This is a genomic window from Staphylococcus simiae (assembly GCF_002902085.1).
GTDB lineage: Bacteria > Bacillota > Bacilli > Staphylococcales > Staphylococcaceae > Staphylococcus > Staphylococcus simiae.
Window position 1 is genome coordinate 50,229 of record NZ_PPQR01000014.1, and the last position, 19,935, is coordinate 70,163.

At 33.2% G+C, this 19,935-nt stretch carries 16 protein-coding genes; 12 read left to right on the forward strand and 4 right to left on the reverse strand.

The genetic code is table 11. The annotated features are described in order from the left end of the window. Positions 1–49: 49 nt before the first annotated feature. The 9 genes from CD113_RS02330 to CD113_RS02375 all read left to right on the forward strand — a co-directional run bounded on the left by CD113_RS02330 (position 50) and on the right by CD113_RS02375 (position 9,123). The gene (locus tag CD113_RS02330) at positions 50–646 is read left to right on the forward strand and encodes a YdeI/OmpD-associated family protein (protein WP_002463281.1); all 597 of its coding nucleotides are present in this window, start codon (positions 50–52) and stop codon (positions 644–646) included. Between the two features lie 439 nt (positions 647–1,085). Beyond that, positions 1,086–2,300: a betaine/proline/choline family ABC transporter ATP-binding protein gene (locus tag CD113_RS02335; protein ID WP_002463279.1), complete on the forward strand. Its 1,215-nt coding sequence runs from the start codon at positions 1,086–1,088 to the stop codon at positions 2,298–2,300. Between the two features lie 2 nt (positions 2,301–2,302). Further along, complete coding sequence (locus CD113_RS02340; RefSeq protein WP_002463277.1) at positions 2,303–2,938, forward strand: ABC transporter permease; 636 nt, start codon at positions 2,303–2,305, stop codon at positions 2,936–2,938. A gap of 16 nt (positions 2,939–2,954) precedes the next feature. Next, complete coding sequence (locus CD113_RS02345; protein ID WP_002463275.1) at positions 2,955–3,893, forward strand: osmoprotectant ABC transporter substrate-binding protein; 939 nt, start codon at positions 2,955–2,957, stop codon at positions 3,891–3,893. Between the two features lie 2 nt (positions 3,894–3,895). Next, on the forward strand, positions 3,896–4,588 hold the full coding sequence (locus CD113_RS02350; protein ID WP_002463273.1) for an ABC transporter permease: 693 nt from the start codon (positions 3,896–3,898) through the stop codon (positions 4,586–4,588). 585 nt (positions 4,589–5,173) lie between these two features. After that, positions 5,174–6,574, forward strand: coding sequence for an MFS transporter (locus CD113_RS02360; protein WP_002464670.1), 1,401 nt, complete (start codon positions 5,174–5,176; stop codon positions 6,572–6,574). A gap of 148 nt (positions 6,575–6,722) precedes the next feature. Further along, positions 6,723–7,655 (forward strand): 2-dehydropantoate 2-reductase, encoded by a 933-nt coding sequence (locus CD113_RS02365; protein ID WP_002464671.1) that lies wholly within the window; start codon positions 6,723–6,725, stop codon positions 7,653–7,655. 102 nt (positions 7,656–7,757) lie between these two features. After that, a complete protein-coding gene (locus CD113_RS02370; protein WP_002464672.1) occupies positions 7,758–8,231 on the forward strand; it encodes a DUF1440 domain-containing protein in 474 nt (157 codons plus the stop codon). A 40-nt stretch (positions 8,232–8,271) separates the two neighbouring features. Further along, positions 8,272–9,123: an NAD-dependent epimerase/dehydratase family protein gene (locus tag CD113_RS02375; RefSeq protein WP_002464673.1), complete on the forward strand. Its 852-nt coding sequence runs from the start codon at positions 8,272–8,274 to the stop codon at positions 9,121–9,123. Between the two features lie 505 nt (positions 9,124–9,628). Here CD113_RS02375 and CD113_RS02380 read toward each other — a convergent pair. After that, the gene (locus tag CD113_RS02380) at positions 9,629–11,122 is read right to left on the reverse strand and encodes a serine hydrolase domain-containing protein (protein ID WP_002461735.1); all 1,494 of its coding nucleotides are present in this window, start codon (positions 11,120–11,122) and stop codon (positions 9,629–9,631) included. Positions 11,123–11,353: 231 nt separating this feature from the next. On the opposite strand from CD113_RS02380, the gene CD113_RS02385 reads away from it, so the two are divergent. Beyond that, positions 11,354–13,183, forward strand: coding sequence for an APC family permease (locus tag CD113_RS02385; protein WP_002461736.1), 1,830 nt, complete (start codon positions 11,354–11,356; stop codon positions 13,181–13,183). A 60-nt stretch (positions 13,184–13,243) separates the two neighbouring features. Here the strand turns inward: CD113_RS02385 and CD113_RS02390 are convergent, their stop codons facing one another. Both CD113_RS02390 and CD113_RS02395 read right to left on the reverse strand, forming a co-directional pair. Beyond that, positions 13,244–15,325: a cation:proton antiporter gene (locus CD113_RS02390; RefSeq protein ID WP_002461737.1), complete on the reverse strand. Its 2,082-nt coding sequence runs from the start codon at positions 15,323–15,325 to the stop codon at positions 13,244–13,246. Between the two features lie 758 nt (positions 15,326–16,083). Beyond that, positions 16,084–17,490: an amino acid permease gene (locus tag CD113_RS02395; RefSeq protein WP_002461739.1), complete on the reverse strand. Its 1,407-nt coding sequence runs from the start codon at positions 17,488–17,490 to the stop codon at positions 16,084–16,086. A gap of 290 nt (positions 17,491–17,780) precedes the next feature. On the opposite strand from CD113_RS02395, the gene CD113_RS02400 reads away from it, so the two are divergent. Beyond that, complete coding sequence (locus CD113_RS02400; RefSeq protein WP_002461740.1) at positions 17,781–18,587, forward strand: metallophosphoesterase; 807 nt, start codon at positions 17,781–17,783, stop codon at positions 18,585–18,587. 78 nt (positions 18,588–18,665) lie between these two features. On the opposite strand, the gene CD113_RS02405 is transcribed toward CD113_RS02400, so the two are convergent. After that, a complete protein-coding gene (locus CD113_RS02405; protein ID WP_002461741.1) occupies positions 18,666–19,295 on the reverse strand; it encodes a C39 family peptidase in 630 nt (209 codons plus the stop codon). 128 nt (positions 19,296–19,423) lie between these two features. On the opposite strand from CD113_RS02405, the gene CD113_RS02410 reads away from it, so the two are divergent. After that, positions 19,424–19,891, forward strand: a complete 468-nt coding sequence (locus CD113_RS02410; RefSeq protein ID WP_002461743.1) for a GyrI-like domain-containing protein — start codon at positions 19,424–19,426, stop codon at positions 19,889–19,891. The last annotated feature ends 44 nt before the right edge of the window (positions 19,892–19,935 follow it).

The window sequence follows — 19,935 nt, forward strand, 5'->3', positions numbered from 1 at the left end:
TAATTATATAATAAAGATAATTTAAGAGATGGAAAGTGGAGTGACGCATATGTCAGAAAAAATATCTAACCAACAAGTAGAAGCATTTTTGCAACAAGACAGCCAATGGCAACAAGAATATCAATATTTACGACAATTGATTTTTGAACAAACTGAACTCGAAGAAACATATAAATGGATGCATCCTTGTTACACACTTAATAATAAAAATGTAGTTCTTATTCATGGTTTTAAAAATTATGTAGCATTATTATTTCATAAAGGTGCTATTTTAGATGACCAGTATCAGACGCTAATTCAGCAGACTGAAAAAGTTCAAGCAGCTAGACAATTACGTTTTACAAGTTTAGACGAAATCAAGGACCGTACTGCTGAAATTAAGTATTATTTAGAGCAAGCGATTGAAGTTGAAAAAGCTGGTAAAAAAGTAGAAATGAAAAAAACAGAAGATTACAGTATACCTAAAGAATTAGAAGAAACCTTTGAAGCAATGCCACAACTTGAATCATCATTTTATAAACTGACACCAGGTAGACAACGTCAATATATTCATCACATTTCACAAGCGAAGCGCAGTGAAACAAGAAAAAAACGTGTTGAAAAATATATCGATCAAATTTTAGCAGGTAAAGGTATGCACGATTAATCATTGATAAACATTTAGTGCTGAACTACGCGCACTATTTCAGAAATTAAACATTTGTATTAGTCTTTTTACACGATTGACATTATTTTATGAAAAATAAATGAATTTTATTTTTAAATAAAATAGTGTTTAGAAAATATGAAATAGTGATTTAGTTGCCAAAGGTGAAATAATACTGTTTAATATGATTATATAGAGTATGTTAGTTCTAAATGTCGAATATAAAGATGTTACATCAAAGTATGAGGACATCCTTTAACATACAATTGATCCGCTAACTTTGAAACATCTTCATATACAAAAATTAAAATTCTACATAACCAAGGCCAAAGTGTGCACTTGTTTAACTTATGACTCTATTTGTTTAACATATGCTGTTTTGGTCTTTTTTATTTGTATATGTGTTGACATATTTTAGTACGCGAAAGGGGAAACGAAGATGTTAACGATTAAGAACTTAACTAAAATTTATGCTGGTAATAAAAAAGCTGTAGATAATATTTCACTAGATATTGAATCTGGAGAGTTTGTCGCATTCATTGGTACGAGTGGTAGTGGTAAGACGACAGCTTTACGGATGATTAATCGCATGATTGAAGCGACAGAAGGTCAAATTGAAATAGATGGTAAAGATGTTCGTAGTATGAATCCTGTAGAATTGCGACGAAGTATTGGCTATGTCATACAGCAAATTGGTTTAATGCCTCATATGACAATTAAAGAAAATATAGTCTTAGTTCCTAAATTATTAAAATGGTCAAAAGAGAAAAAAGATGCCAAGGCTAAAGAGTTAATTAAATTAGTAGATCTACCTGAAGAATATTTAGATAGATATCCAGCCGAATTGTCAGGTGGACAACAACAACGTATAGGTGTAGTTAGAGCGTTGGCTGCTGAACAAGACATTATTTTAATGGATGAACCATTTGGCGCACTTGATCCGATTACCAGAGATACATTACAAGATTTAGTTAAACAATTACAACAGCAACTAGGAAAAACCTTCATCTTTGTTACACATGATATGGATGAGGCAATTAAATTAGCAGATAAAATATGTATTATGTCACAAGGGAAAGTCGTTCAATTTGATACTCCAGATAATATTTTAAGGCATCCCGCTAATGATTTTGTGCGTGATTTTATAGGTCAAAATAGATTAATCCAAGATCGACCAAATAAAAAGACGGTTGCGGATGCGATGATTAAGCCTATTACGATTAGTGCGGATGATTCATTGAATGATGCAGTTAATATTATGAGACAAAAACGAATTGATACTATCTTTGTTGTTAGTAATGACCAACGTTTATTGGGCTTCCTAGATATTGAAGATATCAATCAAGGTATTAGGGGGCATAAAGAATTAATCGATACGATGCAACGAGATGTCTATAAAGTGAATATCCATTCAAAGTTGCAAGATTCAGTACGCACAATTTTAAAAAGAAATGTTAGAAACGTTCCAGTTGTCGATGGTGACAATCATTTAATTGGTCTTATTACACGTGCCAATGTTGTAGATATCGTTTATGACTCCATTTGGGGAAATAATGAAGATGATGACACAACAGTAGGTGAATCACTTGGATATACGACTAATGAGCAACAAGAAAAAGCGACTCAAGAGAATAACAATATAGGGGTGGATTAATTATGAGAGCATTTCTTCATGAATATGGAGGGCAGCTTGTATCAAAAACAATCGAACACTTTTATATTTCCATAATGGCGCTAATCATTGCCATTATTGTTGCTGTCCCACTAGGTATTTTATTATCCAAAACGAAACGTACAGCTAACATTATTTTAACTGTGGCAGGTGTCTTACAAACGATTCCAACGCTAGCTGTGTTAGCAATTATGATTCCTATATTCGGAGTAGGAAAAACACCTGCTATTGTAGCTTTGTTTATTTACGTGTTATTACCAATTTTAAATAACACTGTGTTAGGCGTTCAAAACATAGATAGTAATGTTAAAGAAGCAGGTAAAAGTATGGGAATGACACAATATCAGTTAATGAAAGATGTCGAATTACCATTAGCCTTACCACTCATTTTAGGTGGAATTCGTTTGTCAGCAGTTTATGTGATTAGTTGGGCAACTTTAGCAAGTTATGTTGGTGCAGGTGGTTTAGGAGACTTCATATTTAACGGACTAAATTTATATGATCCAGTGATGATAGTTAGTGCAGCTGTCTTAGTTACTTTACTCGCATTAATTGTGGATTTCGCACTGTCACTCATTGAAAAATGGGCAGTACCTAAAGGATTAAAAATATCTAGATAGTAAGGAGGAAATAAGTATGAAAAAATTTAAAACGATGATTGTCATGCTCATTTTGTCTCTTACTGTATTATCTGGATGTAGTTTACCAGGATTAAGCGGTAAGACAACTGAAGATGTCGTTAAAATTACTGCAGTAGCCACTAGTGAATCACAAATTATTTCGCATATGGTCAGATTGTTAATTGAACATGACACTAAAGGGAAAATTAAACCAACGTTAGTTAATAATTTAGGATCTAGTACGATTCAACACAATGCATTAATGAATGGAGATGCAAATATTTCTGGCGCACGTTATAACGGTACTGACTTAACAGGTGCGTTAAAAGAAGATCCAATTAAAGATCCGAAAAAGGCAATGGAAGTGACACAGCAAGGTTTCCAAAAGAAATTTGATCAAACATTTTTTAATTCGTATGGTTTTGCTAACACCTATGCATTTATGGTGACGAAAGAAACAGCGAAAAAATATCATTTAGAAACAGTATCTGATTTAGAAAAATATAGTAAAGATTTACGTTTAGGAATGGATAGTTCTTGGATGAACCGCCAAGGCGATGGTTATCAAGGCTTTAAGAAAGAATATGGCTTTGATTTCGGTACGATTCGTCCAATGCAAATTGGTTTAGTCTATGATGCCTTAAATTCTGGGAATTTAGATGTGGCATTAGGATATTCTACAGATGGACGTATAGCAGCATATGATTTAAAAGTCTTAAAAGACGATAAACATTTCTTCCCTCCGTATGATGCTAGTGCCGTAGCAACCAATGAATTATTGCGTAAGCATCCAGAAGTGAAGAAATCTATAAATAAACTAGCTGGTAAAATTTCAACTAAAGAAATGCAGAGACTTAATTATGAAGCGGATGGTCAAGGTAAAGAACCAGCTGTTGTGGCAGAAGAATTCTTGAAAAAACACCATTACTTTGATGGTAAGAAAGGTGGTCAATAATCATGGAAGGTCATTTATTACAACAATTATTTGATTATTACGTTATGAATTTCGGCTACCTCTGGGAACTATTTTTCAAACATTTGTTAATGTCAGTTTATGGTGTGCTATTTGCTTCAATCATTGGTATTCCAATAGGTATTTTATTATCAAGGTATACTAAATTGTCAGGTTTCGTTATTACGATTGCTAATATTATTCAGACGGTTCCTGTGATTGCGATGTTAGCCATTTTAATGTTGGTCATGGGATTAGGTTCAGAAACCGTAGTTGTCACAGTATTTTTATATGCTTTACTGCCAATTATCAAAAATACGTATACAGGTATAGCAGGTGTAGATGATAATATTAAAGATGCTGGTAAAGGTATGGGTATGACGCGTAATCAAGTATTACGCATGATTGAACTGCCACTCTCAGTATCAGTTATTATTGGAGGTTTACGCATTGCTTTAGTCGTAGCCATTGGCGTTGTGGCAGTTGGTTCATTTATAGGCGCACCAACATTAGGTGATATCGTTATTCGAGGTACCAATGCCACGGACGGTACAACATTCATATTAGCAGGTGCTATTCCAATAGCTTTAATTGCTATTATTATTGATGTTGTACTACGTTTATTAGAAAAAAGACTGGACCCAGCTACTCGCAATGCTAAACGCCGTGCTAAACATCAACCACAACGTGTAAGTTAGTTTTGGTAATTCGTAGGTGATGGGTATTGAATGATACGTATACGTAAAGATAAATGGAGATAAGTAGTGAATAGCAATAAATTGTCTAAAATGTACACCTAGTACTACTCTGACTCTGGTAAGACTGACTAGAATTGAGCCTGGGACAAAATGTATTTTACACTTAAAATTAAGCATTTGGCAGTAACTGTCTGGTTGTCAAAAAGTTGATAAATCAACATTTTGACAACCTAGTCAGTCTTGCCGGGGTGGGATTACGAAATAAATTTTATAGAAAATTTATTTCTGTCCCACTCCCAATTCAGATAGTCACTTACAAATGGCTAAAACTAAATATATGCTTTTGTCTAAGTTGCTTAAATGTTGCATACGCTTACATAAAAATTGACTGATAGGCCATAATTTTGACGGAAATTGTAGTTGTATTGCACGAAAAAAATATTTATTTAAAATTACTACAATAATGTAAAAGTACAAAAATGTTTCAGTATTTATTTATAATTTTCTGCAAAATTATGATAATGTGTCTTAATATATATCATATATTAATTTGGCTTTTAATTATTTAGGAGGAAGCATAAATTCATGGACACTTCAAAACAATTTAAAGGAAACAATAGATTGTTATTAGGTATAGTACTCGGTGTTATTACCTTTTGGCTATTTGCGCAATCTCTTGTTAACTTAGTTGTCCCATTGCAAGCAGCATATAACAGTGATGTGGGTACGATTAATATTGCTGTTAGTTTGTCCGCATTATTTGCTGGTTTATTTATCGTTGGTGCTGGTGATTTAGCAGATAAATTTGGACGTGTGAAAATGACGTATATTGGTCTTGCATTAAATATAATTGGCTCAATATTAATTATTATTACACCCTTACCAGCCTTATTGATTGTTGGACGTATCGTTCAAGGCTTGTCAGCAGCATTTATTATGCCTGCTACCTTAGCTATCATTAATGAATATTATATTGGAACAGAAAGGCAACGTGCGTTAAGTTTCTGGTCTATCGGCTCATGGGGCGGTAGTGGTATTTGTACAATGTTTGGTGGCTTAATGGCAACACATCTTGGTTGGCGTTCAATATTTATTGTTTCTATTTTATTAACGTTACTCGCGATGTGGCTTATCAAAGGTACGCCTGAAACAAAAGCACAACCGAATGATTCTACGAAAAACGAAGCTAAAAAGTTTGATGTTATTGGTTTAATCTTGCTAGTTATTGTGATGTTAAGCTTGAATGTTGTAATTACTCAAACTTCTAATTTTGGTCTAGTATCCCCACTTATACTTAGCTTAATTGCAGTCTTTATCATATCTATTATTGCGTTTGTTTATTACGAAGAAAAAATTAAGCATCCTTTAGTTGATTTTTCTATTTTTAAAAATAAAGGTTATAGTGGTGCAACCATTTCTAACTTTCTATTAAATGGTGTTGCTGGTGGTACATTAATTGTTATCAACACGTATTATCAACAACAATTAGGATTTAATTCAGAGCAAACGGGATATATCTCACTAACATATTTAATCGCTGTATTAGTGATGATTAGAGTTGGAGAAAAAATATTAGCTAACTTTGGTCCGAAAAGACCTTTACTACTAGGAAGTGGCTTAGCTGTACTTGGCTTAATATTATTATCATTAACGTTCTTACCTGATATTTGGTATATCATATCTAGTATTGTCGGTTATTTATTATTTGGTGCTGGCTTAGGTCTTTATGCGACACCATCAACAGATACAGCAGTCGCTAGTGCACCTGATGATAAAGCTGGTGTGGCATCTGGTGTATATAAGATGGCCTCATCACTGGGGAATGCATTTGGTGTAGCAGTGTCAAGTACGGTATATACGGTCTTAGCAGCAAATTTAGATTTACATCTAGGTGGCTTTACCGGCATTATGTTTAATGCCACACTAGCATTAATTGGCTTTTTAGTCATTTTATTCTTAGTACCGAAAAATTTAAGAAATTCATAAATATCAGTTTAAAGGCGATGTTGAGACATCGTCTTTATTTTGTCACCAAATTCAAGAATATTCTGTCAATTTAATGATGAAAAATTGACGTTGTCTAGTTAAAGTAGTATTTTAAAAACAAATTAACACTTTAAATGGAGGTATTTTTATGAAAATAGCAGTAGCTGGATCAGGCGCATTGGGAAGTGGATTTGGAGCAAGATTATATCAAGCTGAGTATGATGTGACGTTAATTGATAGTTGGGAGCCTCAAGTACATGCTGTGAAAAAACAAGGGCTTAATATTGTAATCAATGGAGACAATTTCAATTTAGATATTCCTATTTATCATTCAACTGAGATCCCTGAAAATGCAATTTATGATATGGTATTTTTATTTCCTAAGTCAATGCAACTTAGTAGTGTCATGGATTATATGGCGCCTCACATAGATGACAATACGATTATAGTTTGTACAATGAATGGATTAAAACATGAACGGGTATTACATAAATATGTTAAAGAATCACAAATTGTTAGAGGTGTCACAACATGGACTGCTGGCATTGAAAGTCCAGGACATACACATTTATTAGGTAGTGGACCTGTTGAAGTTGGTGCATTAGTTGATGAGGCTAAGCCACAAGTTGAGAAAGTTGTAACAGTCTTAAATAACGCACGTTTGAATGGTGTCGTTAGCCAAGATTTACACCAATCAATATGGAAGAAAATCTGTGTTAATGGGACAGCTAATGCTTTAACGGCTGTATTAGAGTGTAATTTAGCTACACTTAATGAAAGTGATTATGCACAAACATTAATTTATAAATTAACACAAGAAATCGTACATGTGGCGACAGTGGATGATGTCCATTTAAATGTAGATGAAGTGTTTGAATATTTAATAGATTTAAATGACAAAGTAGGACCTCATTATCCATCTATGTACCAAGATTTAATTGTTAATAATCGAAAAACTGAGATTGATTATATTAATGGTGCAGTAGCTAAATTAGGTAAGGAACATCACATTGCAGCACCGGTTAATCAATTTATTACAGATTTAGTACATGCTAAAGAAAGTCAACGTGGTGCACAATAATATAAACATATAACGATATTATCAGTCCAGAATCAGCAGAGCATCAACCTCATTATCAAATTGTTGATGAACTATAAAATAAAGAAAGAGAGAGGTAATGATATGGCGAATGCATATAAGAAAATTATCGTAACAGGTATTGTCGGAGGATTTTTAGGTGGTGCAGTAAAAATGGGATGGGAAGCATTGCTTCCACCACGTACACCTAAACGTGAAGAAGAGCCACCACCAATGACGATGTTAAACCAATTACACCTTCCTGATAGTATAAAAAATGCGACGTATCACTATAATGGTAATGATATTCCGTTAACAGTTATGGGTGTACATTATGGTTTCTCAATTGCCAATGCGTTGTTTTATGCTGTACTAGCTGAAAAGTATCCTAAAGTTACATGTTTAAGAGGAGCTATTTTTGGTATTGTTGTTAACGTTGCTTTTCATGAATATTTACTACCGATGTTGAAGTTAACACCTAAAGTGGAGGATTTACCAAAAGAAGAACGACTTTCTGAGCTTTTTGGTCACATTGTATGGATGAATACGATAGACTATGTACACGAAGCGACAAAGTAATTTTGCGGAGTAAACTAAAATAGAAAGAAAAGGTGTTATGATGAGTAAAATTTTTGTTACAGGAGCAACAGGTTTAATAGGAATTAAATTAGTTCAAAGATTGAAAGAAGAAGGTCATGAAGTTGCTGGCTTCACGATATCTAAAAATGGTCAACAAAAATTAGATTCAGTTAATTGTAAATCTTATGTTGGAGATATTTTAAAAGCAGACACAATTGATGCAGCGCTTGCTGATTTCAAACCAGAGATTATCATTAATCAAATTACTGATTTGAAAAATGTCGATATGTCAGCGAATACTAAAGTACGTGTTGAAGGTTCTAAAAATTTAATCGATGCTGCTAAAAAACATAATGTTCGAAAAGTGATCGCTCAAAGTATTGCGTTTATGTATGAACCAGGTGAAGGATTAGCAACTGAAGACACACCATTAGATTTCAACGCTACTGGTGATAGAAAAATCACTGTAGATGGCGTTGTAGGATTAGAGGAAGAAACTGCACGTATGGATAATTACGTTGTACTTCGTTTTGGTTGGTTATATGGACCAGGCACTTGGTACGGTAAAGATGGTATGATTTATAATCAATTTATCGATGGCAATGTGACATTATCAGATGGTGTAACGTCATTTATTCATTTAGATGATGCTGTTGAAACCTCAATTCAAGCAATGAATTTTGACAATGGTATTTACAATGTTGCTGACGACGAACCAGTAAAAGGTTCAGACTTTGCAGAATGGTATAAAAATCAATTAGGTGTAGAACCTAAGATTGATATTCAACCAGCACAACCATTTGAACGTGGTGTAAGTAATGATAAATTTAAAGCTCAAGGTGGCACTTTAATTTATAAATCATGGAAAGATGGCATGAATCCAATTAAATAATAATAAACAAGCTCTATGTGATCCATATCATTTGAATGAATCACATAGAGCTTAATTTTTTTGGTTCTCTATTTTTAAGGATTGATAAATAAAAAGTGAATCATTTAAAATATAAATTATTTTGAAGCCGAGACTCCTGAGGTAGGGACCCAACACAGAGAAACAGTGAAACAGTTTCTACAAGAAATGCAAGTTGGGCAGCAGTGCTAGTCGAAGACCGGGGCCCCAACAAAAAGAAACTAATCATTTAGTTTCAACGGACAATGCAAGTTGGGGAGGCTGAGACAGCACCCTAGGAAGGGACCCAACACAAAAAAACTGGTTATCCAGTTTTTTCATGCAATGCAGGTTGGGCTTAGCGAGGCTTAAAAAAATAATTATGTTTCAGTCCACTTTGGGGGAGAACCCATTTCTTGTCATTAACAGATTTATGAAATGTCATCATAATACTATATCAATGCTTAACTGTGTCGAATAATTGCCTAACTGTTTTAGTTTGATATCTTTAACGTCGTTGTCCACTATTCAATACTAATAAAGATAGCAATAATATCGCCAAGAGTGCTAATACGACACTTAATAAGGCAACCTTAATCTCATTTGGTAGCCAAGTAAAGACGAACATCCAATCATTACTTCCAAGAATGAAATAGGGTAATAAGTATATGACTACTAGTAACATCACAATGATGAAAATACATAACCAACTAAGGACCGAAGTATATTTCAATTTTCTAATGAAGATTTCATGATGCTTAATACGCCAAACTCTATAACCAATCATCGTGACACTTAATAGTAAAATGGCTGAAGCAATAACAGTTACAATATTAAAATCATTGCTATGGTGACTCAATGCATTTTCTACAGTTGAATAATGATCATTATTAATGATTTGAGTACTTAAGTGATCAATTAATGATGGTATATATTCAGAGTTTAGATTAGCTAATACGACAATGCCATAATGCTTATTGTTATTTAATAAAATATATGATGAAAAATTGTCTAAAGTACCTTGATGAAAGGCAATATGTTCATCGTCATTAGTAAACCAACCAGAGGCATAACCATTAGCGTTAGGCTCTCCAGTTGCTTTTGCTAACGTTTGATGAGATTGTTTAACAATGTCTTGATATTTTGATGATGGATCTAGTTGTAATTTCAGCCATTTTTCTAAGTCATTCGTAGATGTCATCATAAATGCTGCCGGTGTATCCCAACTGTTGAATTCAGGCTTTGTTGCATGTGGTGTTGTACCTTCTAATTCGTAACCAGTAGCTTGCGTCTTATCTTTAGCATTAGACGTCTTAAAAGAAGTATGAGACATATGCAATGGTTTTAACCAATGGTCTGTCATATATTGTTGATAAGACTGATTAGAAACATTTTGAATGATTAAACCTAATAAATCATAATTCATATTGGCATAATTAAAAGTTTCTCCAGGTTTATCATCTAATGCTTTACCGTTAATTTCTTTAGTTAAATCACTTAAATGATTATGTTTCGTTGTGACTTTATCCTCGCTAGTAATGTCACCCGAGATGCCACTAGTATGATCCAGTAATTGTTTAATAGTAATATCTTGCTTTTTATCTTTATATGTCATATGAAAATTTGGGATGTATTTCGATATTGCATCATTTAAATTCAATTTATGTTGTTCAGCAAGTTGTAATATTGCTAATCCGGTAAATGCCTTAGTATTTGAAGCTATTTCAAATTTTGTATTAGGTGTTACTTTTTCTTTGTGAGCAATATTTTGATAACCGTAACCTTTGTTTAAGAATACTTTGTCATCTTTAATAATTAACACTGAAGCACCAGGGATATGACCTTTGTCCATCTCGTGCTTGATAATGGTATCGACATGTTGTTCGGAATCGTGAGTCAGTAGCGTTTTAGTGTTGCTTGTTGCTGTGAGATAAACGCTTAAAATGATTGCAGTAATCATAATTACGATAATTGAAATAAAATATAGTTTTTTAATAGTCATGCCGGTATCCTTAATGTGATTGATTTTTTCACTAAATTGTAAAAATATAATTTATTATAGCAGGTATTAGTGAAAAATATATCAATAAACCTTGTAGATTTACAATACTTTTGTAAACTTAGCTCTATATATGTGTAATAATACAAATAAAATGTTAAGTAACTCTCTATACAATTTTGCAAGATGAGAGTATAGTGATATCCAAAAGTACTTATAAAGGAATAGGGGCTAATGTTCAATCAATTAAAAAGACTTATTATAGGACAACCGAAAAAGAACAGGGAACTTAAAAATGAAAAGATTACAAAAATAAAAGGGTTAGCTATTTTATCTTCGGATGCATTATCTTCAGTAGCTTATGGACCTGAACAAATTTTAATTACATTATCTGTCATTGGTGCAGTGGCAACATGGTATACATTACCGATTGCTGGTGCAGTATTAATATTATTAGCAGCATTAATTATGTCATATAAACAAATTATTTATGCATATCCTAAGGGTGGCGGTGCCTATATGGTATCGAAATCTAACTTAGGGGAGAAATGGGGATTACTTGCAGGCGGCTCATTGTTAGTTGACTATATCCTGACCGTTGCAGTTAGTATCTCTTCTGGTGCAGATGCCTTTGTGGCAGCCTTTCCTAGTTTGTATGATCATAAAGTGCTTATTGCATGTTTGTTAGTACTGTGTATTTTAGTATTAAATTTACGTGGTTTGACTGAGTCAGCTACTGTATTATCTTACCCAGTGTATTTGTTTATTTTTGGCTTAATCGTACTCATTGTTATTGGTACATGGAGAGTTACCACTGGTGATATTCAACCTAATATACATGCAACTGTTGGTACATCAGTTCCAGGCGTTACATTATTCTTACTATTAAAAGCATTTTCATCCGGTGCCGCATCGTTAACTGGTGTAGAAGCTATATCTAATGCTGTAACTAACTTTAAAGAGCCTAGTGCTAAAAATGCTGTTAAGACATTAGTAGCAATGGGTTCTATCTTAGCATTCTTGCTAGTTGGTATTATAGGTTTAGCGTACGTCTATGGCATTATGCCGGAACAAGAAACAACAGTATTATCACAATTGGCAACTCGTATTTTTGGTGATAACTTTGCATTTTACTTTATCCAAGCTACAACAGTAATGATATTAGTATTAGCTGCAAATACAGGATTTACAGCATTTCCAATGTTAGCAGCATCTATGTCGAAAGATAAATATATGCCTAGAATGTTTACAGTACGTGGTGATCGTTTAGGATATTCCAATGCTATTATTATTTTAGGTGTCTTAGCGATTGTGTTAATTATCGCTTTTGATGGTATGACTGAAAATTTAATTCCATTATATGCTGTAGGTGTGTTTATTCCATTTACATTAGCACAATTTGGTATGGTTATTAAATGGTTCCATGAACGACCTAAACATTGGATTGCCAAATTATCAGTTAATATGGTGGGTGGCTTAATTACTTTTGTCGTATTTATGATATTGCTAATCACTAAATTTAGTCAGGTTTGGCCGATATTAATTTTCTTACCATTTGTCGTCTTATTCTTTATGAAGATTAACAAGCATTACTGTGATATTGCTGAACAGCTTCGCTCTGACATAGATGTTCATAATGTTGAAGTTGTAGACCGTAATTTAGCAATAGTGCCAATTACAAGTATTACTACAGCTGTCGATAAATCAATTTATTATGCTCAAATGCTGGCTAATAATGATGTCATTGCGGTGCATGTATCATTTGGCGATGAAGATGAAAAAGCATTTGTAGAGAAATGGAAGAGACATTTTCCTGATGTTAGACTAGTGATACTACACTCCGAATATCGTAGTATTATTAGACCAATTTCACGTTTCATTGATAAAATCAATCGTAAAGCTAAAGATCAAAATTACATGATTACAGTCGTAGTTCCAGAATTTATCACTAAAAAGCGATGGCATAATTTATTGCATAACCAAACAAGCTTAAGAATGAAACTGTATTTAATTTATCAAAAGAATGTTAATGTGTGTACAATACCATTTAAACTTAAGAAATAATACATTGATATAGGACAAGCCCCGTTGAATGTTTCGCATTCAACGGGGCTTGTTTTATAGTTATGCTTTAGATTCTTGTGCAAGTACAATTTCATTATAGTTAATATTTTCTCTAATTTGTGCGGCAACAGTATTGTCGACTTTATTACGTCTAATCATTTGATCTAAATAATCACGTTGTAAATAGAGTGCTTGCAATTTATGATTGCCAAAGATTTCTTGTGGCACAGCAGGTAAACGACTTTCAGGATTTTTTTGTAATTCGCGACGTTGTGCCTGCCATTTAAGTGAACGACTAATGTTATAAAAGTGATTAATAACAATGTTAACTTCTAGCACATTTTCTGTCGTCTGTTCTTTTCTTAAACGTATCGTAATATTATGCGTCACAACACGCATGATTTTTTGTACATCTTTAAAGCTATTATTAAATTCTTGTTCTCTTGTTTCACGATCTTCAGCTTTAGAATGTTTAAAAGCTTTTAGACGCAGTATGAACATTTTAAAGAAATTAGCAACTTTTTCTACAACATTCGCATTACGGTGATTCTCTGATAATTCAATGACTGTACGATAATTGTTGATATCTTGATATGTGGTTTTACCTTTATCAATTAAACGTTCTAGCGTTTCAGTTTCTACAGTTTTAGCAATGTCTTCTAGACGTTTTAGTTCTTTAGTGTTTTTATTATCTGGTTCAGAATTTAGTAAGAATAGCAACTCTCCATAGTATTGATTAATGACTGGACGATAGTCTACTTCTTTATCCTTTTTATTTAACTCTGTAAAATGTTCAATCACTTTTTGAACCATAAATATTTTAGCAGATTGATAAGTCATGCCTTCAAAGATAGGTTTGTTAGCTGAAGGCGTGATAAATGGTAAAACGACTTGTGCTAAAACCAAACTAATAAGTACCATTAATGAGGCAACGAATAATAAGTCATTACGATATTCAAATGCTTTTCCTTGAGCAATGATATAAGGTAGCGTTAATGCCATAGATAGTGATATGGTACCGTGAATACCACACATCGTCATAATAAAGTAATAACGAAGCCTAGTGGGCGGTTGTTCATTGACTGTATTATCATCATCCAAATAAGATTGGATATTTTTAGGGTAATAAAAGTCATTAAACCAGAAATAAACCCAAATGAAACGACAGACATAGATTGCTAACGCTATGAGTAGCGTTGTTGTAATCAGAAATGATAGATTTTGTGGTTCCGTTTTTAAAATATCTAATACTACCGTTGGAACAATAAAGCCTAACACAACAAAGACGAAACCATTTAATGCATAGCTAAAGGTATTCCAAACTTGGTGATAAGTCATTTGTAATTCGGTTTGTGCTTTAATTAGTCGGTCATGCTCTAAACCGTGAATTAAACCTGCTACAACAACGGCGATAATCCCTGAAGCATGTAGTTCCTCTGCTAGAAAATAAACGGCAAACGGTGTCAATAATTGAATGAAGGTTAACGTATTATTATCTTTAAGTCCTTTATTTGCTGTTAAATCAATACGGACTCGGATGATAATAAATCCTATAATAACACCAATTAAAATACCGATAATTGTTGATATGATAAATTGTTCAATGGCATGAAATGCTGAAAATGAACCAGTGATTAAAGCTGTGACTGCTATTTTAAAGGAAACGATACCAGCTGCATCGTTGAGTAAAGACTCACCTTCAAGAATAGACATTGAACCTTTAGGTAACACTTTACCTCGCGTAATCGCTGAAACTGCTACAGCATCAGTAGGACACAGTATTGCAGCTATAGCGAATGCTGCTGGCATAGGTAATGAGGGCCAAATCCAATGTATGAAGTAACCAACACCAATAACAGTTGTAAAGACGAGGACCATAGCCATTAATAATATAGGTTTTCTATATTCTAATAACTTTTTACGTGATATATGAGTGCCTTCAACAAATAATAATGGTGCGATAACAGCAAACATAAAGACTTCCGAATTAAATTCAAATTCGACATCGATAGGAATGAAAAATATAAGTACACCTAAGGCGATTTGTATAAATGCTGTTGGTATTTGTGGAAAGCGATTGTTGATGACTGAACTAATGACAACAGCGAAGATAAAAATTAAAAAAGCTTCTAATAATTCCATGACTTACTCCTCAAAAAGTTTAATAGTTTATATTTTATCATTTTTAAAATCAATTGACATTAAGAGGTTCTAATTTCTCTGAAATTTTAGAACCTCTTATGCAATTGTAGCGAAGCTAGCAATTGTAATCCGCAAGGAGAAGCGAGAGAAACGAGCACAGGTTCTAATTTCTCTGAAATTTTAGAACCTTAAGCCCAGCTGGCATAGCTTGTAGAATTTCTAGAGGAAATTCTCTGTGCTGGGTCCCAATGCAATTGTAGTGAAGCTAGCAATTGTAATCCGCAAGGAGAAGCGAGAGAAACGAGCATAGGTTCTAATTTCTCTGAAATTTTAGAACCTCAAGCCCAGCTGGCATAGCTTGTAGAATTTCTAGGGGAAATTCTCTGTGCTGGGTCCCAATGCAATTGTAGTGAAGCTAGCAATTGTAATCCGCAAAGAGAGGCGAGAGAAACGAGCACAGGTTCTAATTTCTCTGAAATTTTAGAACCTCAATCACAGCTGGCATAGCTTGTAGAATTTCTAGAGGAAATTCTCTGTGCTGGGTCCCAATGCAATTATAATTAGCAAAGTGAGGCATATTTTTCAAGTCGTCTATTCCATTAATATATCTTCAAATAGTAATGTATATCATTTTGTCATGATCAATAAAAAGCCATTGATTGCTATTGGTAACATCATTACGTTTCTAAGGACACTGTGATTTTCCTTTAAACGATACTACCCATACAATCAATGGCATTATTTATATCATAAAGTGGTTAGTTTTCATATCTAAAATGATTACTATCTTGTCGTTTTTGTTCTGCAGCTAAACGCTCAGCATTTGATTTATACTTTTTATAATAGAAGAAAAGGAAGATAAACCAGAATGGTGAAATAAATATTGCTGCTCTTGTTTCGTCACTAAAGAATAATAGTATAAAGACAAACAAGAAGAATGCTAAGATCATATAAGCAATTGGACGTCCGCCAACTAATTTAAATTTACTATTTTTATGTGCATTAGGATGCTTTTTCAAATACATAAGGTATGCCACAATAATCATTGCCCAAACAACTAAGAATAATACGGTTGAGAGGGTCGTAACATAAATAAATAATTGAATAGCATTCGGGAAAATAAAGTTAAGTAATGCTGCAACTAATAACGTAAGTGATGACACAAACATAGAAAGGTAGGGTACACCATTACTATTTGTCTTACTTAATGCCTTAGGCCCTAATCCTTGTTGTGATAAACCAAATAAAATACGACTATTTGAATAAATACCACTATTGGTTGCTGAAGCAGCTGCAGTTAAGACAACAAAGTTAACGACACCAGCTGCAAAAGGGATACCAATTAATGTGAATAATTTTACGAATGGACTGCTATCAGGATTCATTTCATTCCAAGGAATGACAGACATAATAACTAATAGACCGCCAATATAAAATAATAGAATTCTAATAGGTACATTATTGATGGCTTTTGGCAAAGTCTTTTCAGGGTCTTTCGTTTCACCAGCAGTAACACCTATAAGTTCTATACCTATAAAGGAATATACCGCGATTTGGAATGACATTAAGAAACCAAATGTACCATTTGGGAAGATGCCACCGTGATTCACTAGATTTCCAAATGATGCATGACCATAATGCGTCTTGAATGAACAGAATATTAAGACTAGTCCGACAATTATCATCGCAATAATTGTCACAACTTTAATAATTGAGAACCAAAATTCTAATTCTCCAAATAATCTTGCACCCAATAAATTGAATGAGATAAGGATGAGCACAATAAATAATACAGTAATCCAGTTTGGAACTTGTGGATACCAAAAAGCAAAGTATTGTCCCATTGCAGTTAAATCAGACATACTTGAAACAATCCAACATATCCAGTAAGTCCAACCAATGACGAAGCCGCCAAAGGGTCCTAAATATTCATTAGCAATATCTACAAATGAATTAAATTTAGTATTACTTAATAATAATTCGCCTAAAGCACGCATAAAGGCAAATAATACAACGCCGATAATCATGTAAGTGAATAATAGTGAAGGTCCAGTTAATGAAATTGTTTGACCAGAACCTAAGAATAATCCAGTACCTATGGCACCACCAATCGCAATTAATTGGATGTGTCTATTATTCAGTTCTCTATGTAATTTTCTTGCCATGTCGTTCCTCCTCGGGATAAAGCAAATGAAAAATAAATTGCGTGAAAGCGTTTTCTTATTAGTAAATATTATAGAAAACAAAAAAATAAAGCAATTATTTTTTGAAATATAAGAAAATACATTGATTTACATAGTCAATGATAAATAAAACTTATCATTTTATTATTTGATAATAAGTTTTATATGGCAAAATTTTATCATAATTGATATAAAAATCCATTTATTATAAAAAAAGGAATAATTATGGCATAATAGATGTCATTTCATATAAAGCAAAGAAGGGTATATTTGTGAGAATTGGAGCTATTTCAGATTTGCATGTTGATAGACATAATGTCTTAACATCAGAAGATTATTTAACAGCGCTTATTGTTGCTGTTAATAGTAAGCATATAGATATTTTATTATTAGCAGGGGATATTGCTAATCACTTTGAAATTACTACGCATTTTATACAGAGATTAACTGACAAAATTGATATACCAGTATTGTTTGTTCCTGGGAATCATGATTTATGGCAAGAAGCTACATTATCTACACCTGAAATATTAGCTAAGTATCAACAACTTGATCAATGTTTAATTAATCACCCGTATATTGTAAACGAAGAATGGGCCATAGTAGGGCATACGGCTTGGTATGATTATAGTTATGCCAATGATAAATTTTCACTTGAACAACTTGAAAGTGGCAAACATTATGGCGCAACATGGCAAGATAAAGAAAAAATTTCTTGGGGAATAAGTGATCAACGGTTATCACGATTAGCAGCTCAACAAGTTGAACAAGATATTAACAAAGTAGGAAATAGGAAAATCATTTTAATGACACATATGGTCACACATCATCAATTCGTAGTACCAACACCACACCGAATTTTTGATTTTTATAATGCGTATATTGGGACTAGCGATTTCAATGATATTTATCGTCGCTATCATATACCATTTAGCATTATGGGTCACGTTCATTTTAGAAAAGTAGTGTCAGAGCAAGGAACAACATTTATGTGTCCATGTTTAGGGTATCCAAGACAATGGCGTACAAATGATATACAACATGAAATGGTTCAAACTTTAATGACGTTTGAGATTTAAAGTTGAAAAATAACAATAAAAGCGACACGAATGACACAATAAAGTCAGAGATGTCGCTTGATTGTTATGCCAATATTGCTAGTTAGAACGTGTTGATGGGTCGATATAAAGACATTTTCGTCCAGGGGCATTAAAGCTGAATTCCATTTTTTCTTTACGTATTTTAATAATTTGTTTGTTGTTTGGGAAGATAGCCGGAAAAACTAAGCCACGTCTGATATGACTCCATAAAGGATCAATATAATAATAGTAGTAATCGTCATAACCAATGAGCAATGTCACATGGATGTTTGAAACGTGTTTGGCAGGTTGATTATCAAATTTAAAGACGCGTAACAAAGGTTTAGAACCTAGATTTGTATGGTATATAACTACTGGTTGACCTTGAGCAATAACATGTTTCAGTTCTTCTAAAGATTTACCAGTTCCATCTATAATGTTTGGATTATAGCGTTGTAAAAAAGGCACGTAAGCATCTGGAAAAATAGTTTGGTGATAATTGCCTAATTTAACTAAGAAATGGTGACCTACATAACCTTTATGAGGATTATTAGGATGCGTCGGCCAATGTTTCATAATATCTGTCGCTTTGATATGTTGGTTGTTATATTGCAACATCATTGCTGCTGAGACACCTTCACATCCCATAACCATAGGAATAGGAAATAGTTGGCTGATAGGTTTTACAGGTAATATTGTTTTATTCATAAAAATGACCCTCGTATCATATGATTTCTGTAAATAATAATTATTATATATCGTTAACGCGATTTGTCCTATTAAAATGTTTCACAAACTTGATTGGATAAAAGTTAACGAGGAAAAGAGGTAAGGATATGGATTATAAAGTAAAACATCTTGAAGCATTAAATTTGATTGGTGTAACTAAATCATATAGCAATGGTACTGAAGCACAACAGCACATAGCTGATTTCTGGCAACAGTTTTTTAATATGCAATGGGAACAAACGTTAGTTGCACAAAGCAATAATCAACTTCCAGGTTTTTTAGGTGTATTATTGCCACATGATAATGGACGCATGGACTATATGATAGCTGTATCGACAGATATTGAAGATGATAGTGAGTTTGAGACAATACAATTAGCAGCAAGCAAATATATGGTTGTTGAAGCTAAAGGTGCCGTTCCAAAAGCGATACAACACAAAATGTCAGAGATTCATGACTATTTGGCAAATAATCACGATATCAGTGCTAAACATGCGCCATTTTTTGAATTTTATGGTGAAGGTGATACGTCAAGTGACAATTATACGACTGAACTATGGATACCAATTAACTAATATAAAAAAAACGCATTGTTCCTGGTCATGTATTTTCATATCAT